11 protein-coding genes and 1 pseudogene are annotated in these 12,329 nt (G+C 67.7%); 7 read left to right on the top strand and 5 right to left on the bottom strand.

The genetic code is table 11. From position 1 onward, the window contains the following. Positions 1–62 precede the first annotated feature (62 nt). Positions 63–533, bottom strand: coding sequence for a MerR family transcriptional regulator (locus tag ASF16_RS20075; RefSeq protein ID WP_056171465.1), 471 nt, complete (start codon positions 531–533; stop codon positions 63–65). Between the two features lie 172 nt (positions 534–705). Between ASF16_RS20075 and otnI the strand changes: the two genes are divergently transcribed. The 4 genes from otnI (at position 706) to ASF16_RS20055 (ending at position 5,653) form a co-directional block, all read left to right on the top strand. Further along, positions 706–1,554: a 2-oxo-tetronate isomerase gene (gene otnI, locus ASF16_RS20070; RefSeq protein WP_056171463.1), complete on the top strand. Its 849-nt coding sequence runs from the start codon at positions 706–708 to the stop codon at positions 1,552–1,554. A gap of 201 nt (positions 1,555–1,755) precedes the next feature. Next, the gene (locus tag ASF16_RS20065; RefSeq protein ID WP_056171461.1) at positions 1,756–2,997 is read left to right on the top strand and encodes a GGDEF domain-containing protein; all 1,242 of its coding nucleotides are present in this window, start codon (positions 1,756–1,758) and stop codon (positions 2,995–2,997) included. Positions 2,998–3,115: 118 nt separating this feature from the next. Next, complete coding sequence (locus tag ASF16_RS20060; RefSeq protein WP_056171745.1) at positions 3,116–4,588, top strand: M20 family metallopeptidase; 1,473 nt, start codon at positions 3,116–3,118, stop codon at positions 4,586–4,588. A 198-nt stretch (positions 4,589–4,786) separates the two neighbouring features. Next, positions 4,787–5,653: an alpha/beta hydrolase gene (locus ASF16_RS20055; protein WP_056171459.1), complete on the top strand. Its 867-nt coding sequence runs from the start codon at positions 4,787–4,789 to the stop codon at positions 5,651–5,653. Positions 5,654–5,720: 67 nt separating this feature from the next. Here ASF16_RS20055 and ASF16_RS20050 read toward each other — a convergent pair whose 3' ends face one another. The 4 genes from ASF16_RS20050 to ASF16_RS20035 all read right to left on the bottom strand — a co-directional run bounded on the left by ASF16_RS20050 (position 5,721) and on the right by ASF16_RS20035 (position 9,017). After that, positions 5,721–6,089, bottom strand: a complete 369-nt coding sequence (locus tag ASF16_RS20050; RefSeq protein ID WP_156372147.1) for a hypothetical protein — start codon at positions 6,087–6,089, stop codon at positions 5,721–5,723. Positions 6,090–6,225: 136 nt separating this feature from the next. Continuing rightward, the gene (locus ASF16_RS20045) at positions 6,226–6,660 is read right to left on the bottom strand and encodes a DUF2628 domain-containing protein (protein ID WP_056171455.1); all 435 of its coding nucleotides are present in this window, start codon (positions 6,658–6,660) and stop codon (positions 6,226–6,228) included. Positions 6,661–6,874: 214 nt separating this feature from the next. Further along, complete coding sequence (locus tag ASF16_RS20040) at positions 6,875–7,357, bottom strand: YidB family protein (protein ID WP_056171454.1); 483 nt, start codon at positions 7,355–7,357, stop codon at positions 6,875–6,877. Between the two features lie 295 nt (positions 7,358–7,652). Continuing rightward, complete coding sequence (locus ASF16_RS20035; protein ID WP_056171452.1) at positions 7,653–9,017, bottom strand: M20/M25/M40 family metallo-hydrolase; 1,365 nt, start codon at positions 9,015–9,017, stop codon at positions 7,653–7,655. Between the two features lie 160 nt (positions 9,018–9,177). On the opposite strand from ASF16_RS20035, the gene ASF16_RS20030 reads away from it, so the two are divergent. The 3 genes and pseudogenes from ASF16_RS20030 to ASF16_RS27205 all read left to right on the top strand — a co-directional run. Then, complete coding sequence (locus ASF16_RS20030) at positions 9,178–10,083, top strand: LysR family transcriptional regulator (protein WP_056171449.1); 906 nt, start codon at positions 9,178–9,180, stop codon at positions 10,081–10,083. 479 nt (positions 10,084–10,562) lie between these two features. After that, positions 10,563–12,086 carry an RHS repeat protein gene (locus tag ASF16_RS27210; protein WP_156372145.1) on the top strand — a complete coding sequence of 508 codons (1,524 nt, stop codon included), beginning with the start codon at positions 10,563–10,565 and terminating at the stop codon, positions 12,084–12,086. Beyond that, positions 11,989–12,305: pseudogene (locus ASF16_RS27205) on the top strand (hypothetical protein); the annotation flags it as partial. The gene ASF16_RS27210 and the pseudogene ASF16_RS27205, both read left to right, overlap by 98 nt. Positions 12,306–12,329 lie beyond the last annotated feature (24 nt).

Genomic DNA, 12,329 nt, shown 5'->3' with positions numbered 1-12,329 from the left:
GCTCTTGGTTGTCGATGCAGGCATGGTCACCCTGCCCCGCGGGGCAGAGTCAAGCAGCGGGATCAAACCCTGGCGACAAAGCCGCGTGGCGGGTTGGTGCGCGCAGACTTTGTGGCGGGCCTCGATGGAGGTGGGGGCGGTGGCGAGGCAGGCTCCACCGCGCAGGCCGCAGCGCTCGCGGGCACGGCCTGGGCATCGCACTGCAGCAGCTCCCGCTCCAGCTGCGCCAGTTCGGCATCGAGCAGGGCCAGGCGCGCGCGCTCGGCGGCCACGGCCGCGCGGCGGTCGGCGATGAGCTGGCCCACGGCGTTCCACCCCGTGGCGGAATCGAGCGCAGGCAGACCGCCCAGCTCCGCCAGCCGAAACCCCAGCGCCTGCGCGCGCCGGATCAGCAGCACCCGCGCCACATCAGCCTCTCCATAGTCGCGGTAGCTGCCCGCGCGCGCCACCGCGCCCATCAGGCCGCGTGCCTCGTACAGGCGCACGGCCTTGGGGGTGGTGCCGGTGCGTTGGGCGAGTTCTCCGATGCGCATCGAGGGTCCTTCACGGTGACTGGAAATAGTGATGCTATGAATTTGTGAGCTGCTGGCGCTCGTCCATCAAGCGGTAGCGGCCATTTTGGCTTGTAGGTGTCGGTGTGCCGTGCTGCAGCCTGCCTGCTGCACGATAAGCTGCCGGGTCCTGAACGCCACTGCACCCGCTGCCATGCCCCAGTTTGCCGCCAACCTGACGCTGATGTACACCGAGCTGCCCTTCCTGGACCGCTTTGCCGCCGCGGCGCGCGACGGTTTCAGCGCGGTGGAGTTCCAGTTCCCGTACGCCTGGGCCGCGGGCGACATTGCGGCGCGGCTGCAGGACAACGGCTTGCAGCTGGTGCTGTTCAACGCGCCGGCGGGCGGCGCCGACCCCGCCGGCATGGCCGCCGCCTGGGACCAGAGCGCGCGCGGCACCGCCGCCCTGCCCGGGCGCGAAGCGGAGTTCCGCGCCGGCGTGCAGGAGGCCCTGCGCTACGCCGACGTGCTCGGCTGCCCGCGCATCCACGTGCTGTCGGGCATCGTGCCGCCGGGCGTGGAGCGCGAGTCGCTCAAGGGCCTGTGCGCGGGCAACCTGCGCTGGGCGGCGGACGAAGCCGCGCGCTCCGGGCGCGAGATCCTGATCGAACCCATCAACCTGCGCGATGTGCCGCGCTACTTCCTGAACCGGCAGGACCACGCGCACGAGCTGCTCGACGCGGTGCAGGCCGACAACCTCAAGGTGCAGATGGACCTGTACCACTGCCAGATCGTGGAGGGCGACGTGGCCACCAAGCTGCGCCGCTACCTGCCCACCGGCCGCGTCGCGCACATCCAGATCGCGGGCGTGCCGCACCGGCACGAGCCCGACCAGGGCGAGCTCCACTACCCCTACCTGCTGGACACCATCGACGCGCTGGGCTACAGCGGCTGGGTGGGCTGCGAGTACCGGCCTGCTGCGGGCACCACCGAAGGCCTGGGCTGGCGCGACCGTGCGCTCGCCCGCGTCGCCGCCGCGAAGCCCCTGTCTGACCCTGCCTGACTCTGCCGCGGTGACCTGACCCCGTCGGGGCTCCAAGCGACGGCCGTCCCGCCGCAGGCCCGCCCGTCCCGGGTTTGGCCCCCGCGCACGGCGGGGCGCCCTGCGCGGCACTCCTGCGCGGCTGCGCATTTGCCGTTTACCGCGCCGCGATCCTTGGTTTATGCTGGGCCGACCTTCACCCCGCACCCACCCCAGCGCTCCATGGCTGCCCACGTCCCCACCATGCTGGCAATGATCATTGTCAGCTCGCTCATGATGGCGGCCGCCATGGCCGTGGTGGGCTGGGGCCGGCGGCGCGACGGCCTGGCGCGGTGGGCCGGGGCGCTGCTGGTCAATGCCATCGGTCACAGCCTCATCATGCTGCGCGGCGTGGCGCCCGACTTCGTGTCGGTGGTGCTGGGCAACCTGCTGCTGTCGAGCGTGTTCGTCGGCATGATCGCGGCGATCTACCAGTTTCAGGGCCGCCCGGTGCACTGGCTGCTGTTGCTGGCACCGCCCGCGCTGGTCACGGGCGTGGTGACGGTCTTCATCGACAACTTTTCGGCACGCGTGAGCTTTGTGAGCCTGGTGATCGGCCTGCAGGCCGTGTGGACCCTGCTCACCGCGCTGGAGCGCCGCCACGCCACGGTGGGGCGCGGGCAGTGGCTGCTGGTCGCGGGGCTGGGCGTCGAGGCTGCCGTGCTCGGCGGCCGCGCGCTGCTGGCGCTCAGCAGCCATTCCACCGCCATGAGCATCCTGCAGGGCAGCGTGCTGCAGACGCTCACCTTCATGGGCACGTTCGCGGTGGTGCTGATCAGCACCATGGGTTTCGTCTTCATGGCGCGCGACCGGGCCGATGAAAACAACCGCATCATGGCCGCGGTCGACCCGCTCACCGGCGTGGCCAACCGCCGCTCGCTGATTGCCGCGCTCGACCGCGACGCCTCGCGCGCCGTGCGCACGCGCGAATCCATCGCACTCATGATGGTGGACATCGACCACTTCAAGCGGGTGAACGACCGCTACGGCCACCCCGCCGGCGACCAGGTGCTGTGCCATGTGGTCAACGTGCTGCGGGCCCGCGTGCGCGCGCAGGACCTGGTGGGCCGCTACGGCGGCGAAGAGTTCATGGTGCTGCTGCCCGACACCACCCTGCTGGGCGCCGAGCAGCTGGCGCGCGAGCTGTGCCGCGAGGTGGCGGACTCGCGCTGCCGCATCCGCGCGGCCGACGGCACCGAGGCCAGCGAAGGCGTCAGCATCCCCGTCACGGTAAGCATCGGCGTCTTCGGCGGGCGGCTTGAGCCCGGCGACAGCTGGGACATGCTGATTGCCGCCGCCGACCGTGCTCTTTACGAGGCCAAGGAAAAAGGGCGCAACCGCGTCGAGGTGGCCACCACCTTGCGCCGCGTGGCAGGCCAGAGCGCGCAGCGCGGCCCGGACACCCACCCCGCATCGATGTACTGACGCCGCCTGCAGAGCGCAGGGCCATGCGCAGTGGGCCGTGGCGCCCGCGCAGGCGTTGTGTTGGAATGGCGGTTTGGTCCACGAGACCGACCCCCACACGCACCAGGAGAGCCGCCCCATGAACGCCCGCATTCCCGCCCACGCCCTGCAACCCGACCTGGCCCTGGAACGTGTCAGCCAGGCGTGGGACAACGACATCGTTCGCCAGCTGACCGACTACATCGCCATCCCTGCCAAGTCGCCGATGTTCTCGCCCGACTGGGCCGAGCAGGGCCTGCTCGACACCGTGGTGCGCAACGCCGCCGCGTGGGTCGAATCGCAGAAGGTCGCAGGCCTCACGCTCGAGATCGTGCGCCTCCCAGGCCGCACCCCCGTGCTGTTCTTCGAAATCGAATCCACGCAGGCAGGCTCTACCGACACCGTGCTCATGTACGGGCACCTGGACAAGCAACCCGAGTTCAGCGGCTGGCGCAACGACCTGGGCCCCTGGACGCCCAAGTACGAAGACGGCAAGCTCTATGGCCGCGGCGGTGCGGACGACGGCTACGCGGTCTACGCCAGCATCGCCGCCGTGCAGGAACTGAAGCGCCAGAACGTACCCCACCCCCGCATCGTCGGCCTGATCGAAACCTGCGAGGAAAGCGGCTCGCGCGACCTGCTGCCCTACATCGATGCGCTCAAGTCCCGTATGGGCAATGTGGCGCTGGTGGTGTGCCTGGACTCGGGTGCGGGCAACTACGACCAGCTGTGGCTCACCACCAGCCTGCGCGGCATGGCCACCGGCACGCTCAAGGTCGAGATCCTGACCGAAGGCATCCACTCCGGCGACGCCTCGGGCCTGGTGCCCTCGTCGTTCCGCATCATGCGGCAGGTGCTCGACCGGCTGGAAGACAGCGCCACCGGCCGCCTGCTGCCGCACAGCTTTCATTGCGAGGTGCCTGCCGACCGCCTGGCCCAGGCCCGCGCCACGGCCGCCATCCTGGGTGAAGAGGTGTACAAGCGCTTCCCCTGGGCGCACTACGACTGCGGCGGCGCCACCACCTTCGCGCTGCCCACCACCACCGACCCGTTGCAAGCCTTGCTCAAGCGCACCTGGGAGCCCACGCTCAGCGTGACCGGCGCCGAGGGCTTCCCCGCGCTGCAGGACGCCGGCAACGTGCTGCGCCCGTACACCGCGTTCAAGCTCAGCCTGCGCCTGCCGCCCCTGGTCGATGCCGGCCAGGCCGTGCAGGAACTCAAAGCCCTGCTAGAAGACAACGCGCCCTACCAGGCCAAGGTCACTTTCCAGGGCACCAGCGGCGCCACGGGCTGGAACGCCCCCAGCGCCACGCCGTGGTTCGAGCAGGCGCTCAACGACGCATCGCAGGCCCACTTCGGCGCGCCCTGCGGGCACATCGGCCAGGGCGGCACCATCCCGCTCATGAACATGCTCAGCGAAGGCTTCCCCACCGCGCAGATGATGGTCTGTGGCGTGCTGGGCCCCAAGAGCAACGCGCACGGCCCCAACGAGTTCTTGCACGTGCCGTACGCCAAGAAGCTCACCGCCGCCGTGGCGCAGGTGATCGCGGCATTGCCGGTGGCGTCGGCCTGACACCGGCCCACCCGCGCGCCTTCGATCCCACAAACCTCCGCTCACGCCGAGCCGCCCCGGCGCCGCGCAGGCCTGGGCCTCGGTGCGCACGGGTGGGCGGATGGAGGAAGGGCACATCCCGGTGCGCCGCCGCGCCCGCGCCTGTCCCCGCCCCCACCCTGATCCTTCCTGCTTTTATTGCCCCCTCATCGCTTCCCTATGTCCGAACTCGCCGTCTCGACCCTGCGCACCTTCACCGCCGCCGATGGCGAAAACCTGGCCATGCAGGACTGGGCCCTGGCGCCCGGCGAACCCTGTCGCGGCACGGTGCTGCTGGTGCACGGCCTGGGCGAGCATGTGGGCCGCTACGACCCTGTGGCCCAACGTCTCAACAGCTGGGGCTTTGCCGTGCGCGGCTACGACCAGTACGGCCACGGCGAGTCGGGCGGGCCGCGGGGCGGGCTGACCAGCGACATGCGCCTGCTGGCCGACCTGGCCGACATGGTGGACGCCACCCGCGCCCGCATGCCGGCAGGCCAGCCGCTGGTGCTGCTGGGCCACAGCATGGGCGGGCTGGTGGCGTCGCGTTTCGTGTCGCTGAACCTGCGGCCGGTGGATGCGCTGGTGCTGTCGTCCCCCGCGCTGGATGCAGGGCTCGGCCCCGTGCAGAAGCTGCTGCTGGCCACGCTGCCACGCCTGGCGCCCAACCTGCGCGTGGGCAACGGGCTCGATGCGCAGTACCTCTCGCACGACCCGGCCGTGGTGGCCGCCTACCTGGCCGACCCGCTGTGCCACGACCGCATCAGCGCACGCCTGGCGCGCTTCATCGCCCAAGGCGGCCCAGCCACCGTGGCCTGCGCGGCGCAGTGGACGGTGCCCACGCTGCTGATCTGGGCAGGCGCTGACAAGCTCGTCAACCCCGCCGGCAGCCGCGCCTTTGCCGCCGCGGCACCCGCGGCCGTGGTGCAGTCGCACTGCTTCGAGCCGCTGTACCACGAGTTGTTCAATGAATGCCCCGAGCTGGCGGAGCCGGTGTTCGAGCGGCTGCAGCGGTGGCTGGTGGGGCGCTTCCCGGCGGCAGCTTAGGGCCAGCGCGGAATTCGATCACCGGGTGATCGCCTGGTGTGGCCACGCTGCAGAGCGCGCGCCAGCACTACCCGTGCGCGCTGCCCTGCACGCGGCGGAGCCGGTGCCAGGCCACCGTGCCGTAAACCCCCGCTGCATAGAGACACACCAGCACGCCCGCCACGAACAAACCGCCGCTGAGGCAGGCATCCAGGCTGTCCACGACATCGGCCCAGGCCACGCCGCCATCGTCGTCCTGAAGCAATAGGTCGTTCCACACCCACAGCGCCTTGGCCACCAGGAAGTAGGTCAGCATGAGCGCGGCAGCCACCCTGCTGCGCCTGTAGATGCCGGTGGTCAGGCCCGCAGAAATCAGCACGTCGAGCAGCATGGTCCACGTGAAGTCCACCTCGTTCGTGCCCATCGCAGCGCCTGCCGTGACAGCGCTGGTGAGCACGGTGGTCAGCAGTCCGGTGGCCGCAGCCGCATGGATGCAGCGCTGCGCTCTTCGCAAGGCCGGTGACGTTGGCGCTGCCTGCGTTGGCTGCGGGGGCTGTTGTGGTGGCGGGTGAGAGGTTGCGGGCGCAGGCAGGTCAAAACCACCCGTTGTCATTGAGAACGACCTTCTTGTAGTAGTCGCGGTTGGCCATCGCGCCGTACACCCCTGCCCAGGCGCCGCCGAAGTGCACGCCACTCAGCATGTCATCGAGCCCGGCCAGCGTGGCAATCAAGGCCAGCAGCAGCAGGCCGACAAAGGTCATCACCCAGTAGACCAGTCCCCGCTTCCACATGCCCTTGGAGATGTAATAGAAGATGCCGAAGATGGCCGCCCAGCCGTTGAACGTGCAGTTCATCCGCTCGAAGAAACTCAGTTCCTTGAACTTGGTCATCTTCAGGCCACCCGCGCGCTCCATCTGCGCAAAGCGCTTTTTCCAGGTGTCCGACAACTCCACCGTGTTGGTGGCGTGGGCCGGGGCTGCGGGGTCGAAAGACGGCGTGCCGGTGTGCTCAGCGTTGGGTTGGCTCATGCTGGAAATCCCTCTTGTTGGTGTTGTGACGCGACGCGCCTGCGCTATGGCAGATACTGCGGCACGCGATGCTAAGCGCACCATCCTGACGAGGGTTGTGAGAACTTCTCTGAGCTGTGAGCATCGGTAACCAGGTCCCGATGCAGCTACGCAGCCAGCCTCAAGTTGGGGTCAGAGTTGACCCCGGCGCTTGCTGCTCAAGCGCTGTAAGCTACTACTTTTGTAGCAAAACGCCCAGCATTCCGAACAGGTCGTTGGCGTTGCCAAACCCCGCCTGCGGGGCTTGGCCTTGGGGGCTCAACTGATCCACCAGGCCCGGCAGCACCTGCGCCAGTTGCCCGGCTGCGGCGCCGGAGCCCACACCCAGCTGCGCCGCAATCTGCGACAGCGGGCCGCTGCCCAGCACCTGCGACAGCTGCTCGCCCGAGATCGCCTGGTTGGGGCCGGAGCCCAGCCACGACGCAATCACATTGCCCAGCCCCGCCTGCTGAAACTTGGCCATCAGCCCCGGCAGCCCGCCCACCGGGCCGTCGTTGCTGATGAGGGACATCACCGCCTGGATGAGCTGCGGGTTCTGCGCGGCCAGGCTGATCAGCCCGCCCAGTCCACCCGCTGCACCGCCGTGGCTGGCAGCGCTGGCGCTGCCCTGCGACGCGTTGTTGATGACGGCACCCAAAACGGAATCGAGCAAGCCCATGGCGATCTCCTGCGCAAGACAACAAAAGGCAGATGTTACGCAGTCGGGGACACGCCCTGTGTCAACAAAGGTGAATTCAGTGCTCTATCGCCCTGCATGTCTGGCGGCGCAGCGCCCTGGCTTCGACAGGCTCAGCCCGAACGGGTTGCGTTGGTTCAGCAACACAACGGCGGCACCCCTGTCCGCGCACGCCCGTCGACACCGGCGCGGCCCAGGCCAGTGCCGCCGCGCAAGGGCCGCCCCGCCGCGCTGGCGGCGTCCCCCTTGGGGGAAGCGGCGAAGCCGCTCAGGGGGGCTACCTTTTCTGCCGCTTTTCCAAAAGCGGTTCGCTCACCCCCTGCACACCCACCAGGCCCAGCACCGTGACCAGCGAGGTCTGCGCGCCCTTCCAGGCATCGGTCAAATCGATCCATTCCGACAGCGCATGAAAGCCGCCCGTCTTGCCCCCGCCCCCGATCACGATGGCCGGGATGCCCAGCGACATCGGCACATTGGCATCGGTGCTCGCACCGCCCAGCACCGTGGTGCGGCCGAACGCGGTGTTGGCGCGCACGGCGGCTTCCACGATCACCGAGTCCGCCGCCGTGCGGCCACCGGGCCGGTCGCCGATGAGCTTGGTCGATGCGGTGAGCGTGTTCACGCTCCAGCGTGCGTTCTCTTCCGCCACGGCGGCGTCGATGGCCGACAGCACCTGCTTTTCGGTGGCCAGCAGCGGCGCCATCTCGTCGGAGCGGATGTCCACCGCCATGCGCGCATCGGGCGCAATGGTGTTCACCGACGTGCCGCCGCCCACCGTGCCCACGGTGAAGGTGGTCTTGGGTGTGGCGGGCGTGCGGATCTCGGCAATCTTGGCGATCGCGCGGCCCATGCCGTGAATGGCACTGGGCACCTGACCGAAGGCCGCGTAGCTGTGGCCGCCCGGGCCCTTGAAGGTGACCTCGTGGCGGTGGCTGCCCGTGCCCAGCACCAGCACCGTGCCGTCCGGCGCGGGCTCCAGCGCCACCATGCCGTCGATGTCCAGGTGCTCCTTGAACAGGTGCTTCATGCCGCGCAGGTTGCCCAGCTCTTCCTCGCCCACATTGCCCACGAACACCAGGTCGCCCACGGTGGCGATCTTCTGGTCGTTCAGCACCTTGAGCCACGACAGCAGCACGGCCAGGCCGCGCGTGTTGTCCGAGATGCCGGGCGCGTACAGCTTGCCGTCACGCTCCTTGACCTTCACGTCGGTGCCGGCCGGGAACACCGTGTCCAGGTGCGCCGATATCACGAGCTTGGGGCCGTGGCCCGTGCCCTTGCGGATGCCCACCACGTTGCCTTCGGCGTCGATGGCGGCACTCGTCAGGCCCAGGGCCTTCAGGCGCGCGAGGAACGCCTCGGCGCGCTTTTGCTCCTTGAACGGCGGCGCCTCGATCTCGGTCAGCATCTTGAGGTCATCGGTCGCGCGGTCATGGTCGGCCTTGACGGCGTCGAGCAGGCGTGCGACCTGCGGCGCGGCCATGAGCTGGGTGTAGGCCTTGTCCACCGCCGGGCGCAGCGTGGTGGGCGTGGGCGCGACGGCGCCCTGGGCAAGGGCGGCCACGGGGCCGAGCAACGCGGCAGCGGCCAGGGCCGCGGCGCCAGCCAGGGGAGTGAAGCGAAGGGTGCGGGCAGGGTTCTTCATGGTCAGACAAAAGAGGGCGAGACAAGGGATGCAGGCCAGCATGGCTTCATCGATGAAGCCCGTGGCACAGCACAAAATGCCATGCAATTGTTGGACCGATTCGCACCCGCCGGTTCTGCTTTAATCTGCCGAGCCGGCAGTTTTTCTTACACCTCAAAGCATGCGCCACCACATCCCCAGCACCCGCGCCCTGCTCGTCTTCGATGCGGTGGCGCGCCACCACGGCGTGAGCAAGGCCGCCGAAGAGCTGTGCATCACCCACAGCGCCGTCAGCCAGCAGCTGCGCCTGCTCGAAGGGCAGCTCGGCCTGCAGCTGGTGCAGCGCGGCGCGCGGGGCTCCACGCTGACCGACGTGGGCCGCCGCTACCACGCGCAGATCGTGGGCGACCTGCTGCGCCTGCAGAACCACACGCTCGAAGCCATGGCCCAGCGACCCGACGGCACGCGGCTGCTGGTGGGCTGCGTGCCTGTGTTCGCCGAGCGCTGGCTGCTGCCGCGCTTGCCCACCTTTCTGGCCGCGCACAAGGGCTGCAGCGTGCACCTGCAGGTCTACCCCACGCAGATCTACATGGCCGAGATCCCGTTCGACGTGGCCGTGCAATACAACGACGCCGCCTGGCCTGGCGTGCAGCCTGCGCCGCTGATGAGCGAGGTCTGCGTGGCGGTGTGCGCACCCGCATCCCGCCACCGCCGCGCCATGGAGCGCAAGGACTTCCGCGCCGTGCCGCTGCTGCAACTGAGCTCGCGGCTGGGCGCGTGGGATGCGTGGTTCGCCCGCGCCGGCATCACCCGCGTGCCGGCGCACAGCTTGGGCGGCCACCGCTTCGATCTTTTCTCCATGCTGGTCGAAGCCGTGCGCGCCGACCTGGGCGTGGGCTTGGTGCCGCGCTACTTCGTGGAGCGCGAGCTGCAGTCGGGCGAACTGGTCCTGGCGCACCCGCACCACGACAGCGACGCGCGCGGCTACAGCCTGTTCGTCGCGCCCGACCGGCGGGAGGACGCGGCCGTCGATGCCTTCGTGCAGTGGCTCATGGCCGCGGTGCAGGACCAGGGCCCGACCGGATAGCGCTCTGCCGCTGCACCGCCAGCCATGCGAGGGCCAAACTCGCGATGGCCGTGGTGTGACGGGGAGTGGGCGGGCCGTCCGCAGGCTACGTGGGGCGGATAACCAAAGGCCGTGGAAATAGGCTCAGCCCCTCAGCGTGTCAATGATTGCCAGTTTGAACCTGCTTTGCTTTGCTGTATTGCAGCTTGCAGATGATGGTGGCAACTATTAATTATGAGAGTCTGACGCAAGGTAAGCTCGCATCTCGCTCAATCAATCGTTTTCGCCCCCATGCTAAAGGCCTCGGGCCTCGCGAATAGTCAGCCACTTCGGCGATCTTCGCTCAACAGCGGGTATCCGATATTTCATCAGATCAATTCAAGTTGGTATTTCATGCTTAAAACGAGCGCGCTTCTTGCCCCCAAGCTAAGCACGGCTGAGTATGTGTCCCTGACCAGCCGCATGGGCCTTTTCGTCATCGTCGCAATCCTGGGGGTCGCATGGCTAATTTTCAGCGCCTGATCGCGTCGTTCATTCTGTTCTTGGCCTCCTCGGCCTTCGCTGACGGTACGGTGCCCGTGCATTCGGCATGGACCATCGGATTCGGAATTGGACAGCTTGTCACGGGTGCAAGCGTGGGTGAGGTTTGCGCCAACTTCGGATCTGCAGCGACCGCAAACACGGGCGGCGCGATTGCTCACGTCATTACCAGCACCAGTCAGGATACTCTGACCACTGGCAGGTGCTTCTACGATCAGGTGTACTACGGCAGCATCCTCCAATCCGCCGCTATATCGACGCAGCGAACACTGTCCTGTCCCGCTAACAGCGTGCTTCAAGGCGAAACCTGCACCTGTGCCGCTGGCTACAACGCATTGGATGACCAGTGCAGGCCTAAGAATCCCTGTCCTGCAGGCCAGCATGAAGAGGGCGGCGTTTGTGTTCCAAACGATTGCCAGGCCGATGAAATCCGCGTCGACGGGCAGTGCGTCAAGAAACCGGAATGCGAGCCGGGAGATACTGACGATGGCAGTTGCACTCCACCGGCTAATCCACCGCCGCCTGAGTCACCGCCTCCTACAGAGCCGCCGCCACCAGTGCCTCCCATGCCGCCGGAGCCTCCGTCTCCCCCCACTCCGCCTGATAACGGCCCGAACCGTCCAAGCGGTCCAAATAATCCAGACAATTGCAGCAAGAGCGGTACCAGTGTTGGCGCACCCATCATGCCGGCCATTGCGGCCAAGGTGCGGACAGAAACCGATTGGGCCACTAACAAGCCTACGGGCTTGCACTTCACCCGCTACTACCTGAGTTCCTGGGGACTGACGACCTCATCCCATTTCTCCACAATGGGCAAGGCTTGGAGGCACAACCACGACATCGAGTTGTCACAGCACGCCACCGCTACCGGGACAACCGTTCGTATCCTTGCAGGTGACGGGCATGTGCGTTCGTTCGCCCGCACCGCAGGCTCAAGCACCTGGACTCCTAGGGCACACAACGATCAACTGACCCTGGATTCATCGGGAAAGTGGACCTACCGCCGTGCCGACACAGACACCACACTCGTGTTCGATGCCACCGGCAAGCTGCTGTCCACCACTGCACGCAATGGCTGGAAAACGGACTATGCCTACGATACGGCCGGGCGCTTGACCACCGTGACCGATTGGCTGGGCCAGGTGCTGGCGTTCTCCTACAGCAGCAGTGGCCAACTGGTGTCTGTGGCGGCGCCCGACGGCCAAGTCATCGCATTGGGCTACGACGATGGCCGCCTCAAACAGGTCACCTACCCAGACACCCGATGCCGCCTGGTAGGTCTGGGTGCTCACGTATCCAACCACCGGTACCAGTCCCGTCTCGGTCACCGACCCGCTGAGCGCCATTCGCAGCTTTGTTTACGGCACACGCTCCGGCAAACTGGCCGTGCTGGGCGCAAGCAGCCCCGACCCACTGGGTCAGCCCGATGCAGCAAGCCGCGTGCAGAACACGCTGGGTTTGATCGAGTCAGAAACCGATTTTAGGGGCAACAGCACTGTCACGAGTTGGGATACCAACCGTCGCGTCCCTGTGAGCCAGGTGGAGGCCACAGGAACTGCTCAGCAACGCACCGTGGCTACCACATGGCATCCCCAATGGAATCTACCGACCAGAACCACCGAGCAAGGCCGCAGGACTGACTACACCTACGACAGCCAAGGTAACTTACTCACCTTGACCGTCGAGGGCACTGCCAGCCGGACNGCGGGCCGCCCTTTTCGGCACTG

The organism is Acidovorax sp. Leaf78, from assembly GCF_001422735.1.
GTDB lineage: Bacteria > Pseudomonadota > Gammaproteobacteria > Burkholderiales > Burkholderiaceae_C > Acidovorax.
This window is presented reverse-complemented; position numbering and strand designations above follow the sequence as displayed.

Coding starts and splice junctions, on each gene's coding strand:
- ASF16_RS20075 (WP_056171465.1), bottom strand. CDS start 533: ATGCGCATCGGAGAACTCGCCCAACGCACCGGCACCACCCCCAAGGCC.
- otnI (WP_056171463.1), top strand. CDS start 706: ATGCCCCAGTTTGCCGCCAACCTGACGCTGATGTACACCGAGCTGCCC.
- ASF16_RS20065 (WP_056171461.1), top strand. CDS start 1,756: ATGGCTGCCCACGTCCCCACCATGCTGGCAATGATCATTGTCAGCTCG.
- ASF16_RS20060 (WP_056171745.1), top strand. CDS start 3,116: ATGAACGCCCGCATTCCCGCCCACGCCCTGCAACCCGACCTGGCCCTG.
- ASF16_RS20055 (WP_056171459.1), top strand. CDS start 4,787: ATGTCCGAACTCGCCGTCTCGACCCTGCGCACCTTCACCGCCGCCGAT.
- ASF16_RS20045 (WP_056171455.1), bottom strand. CDS start 6,660: ATGAGCCAACCCAACGCTGAGCACACCGGCACGCCGTCTTTCGACCCC.
- ASF16_RS20040 (WP_056171454.1), bottom strand. CDS start 7,357: ATGGGCTTGCTCGATTCCGTTTTGGGTGCCGTCATCAACAACGCGTCG.
- ASF16_RS20035 (WP_056171452.1), bottom strand. CDS start 9,017: ATGAAGAACCCTGCCCGCACCCTTCGCTTCACTCCCCTGGCTGGCGCC.
- ASF16_RS20030 (WP_056171449.1), top strand. CDS start 9,178: ATGCGCCACCACATCCCCAGCACCCGCGCCCTGCTCGTCTTCGATGCG.
- ASF16_RS27210 (WP_156372145.1), top strand. CDS start 10,563: ATGGCTAATTTTCAGCGCCTGATCGCGTCGTTCATTCTGTTCTTGGCC.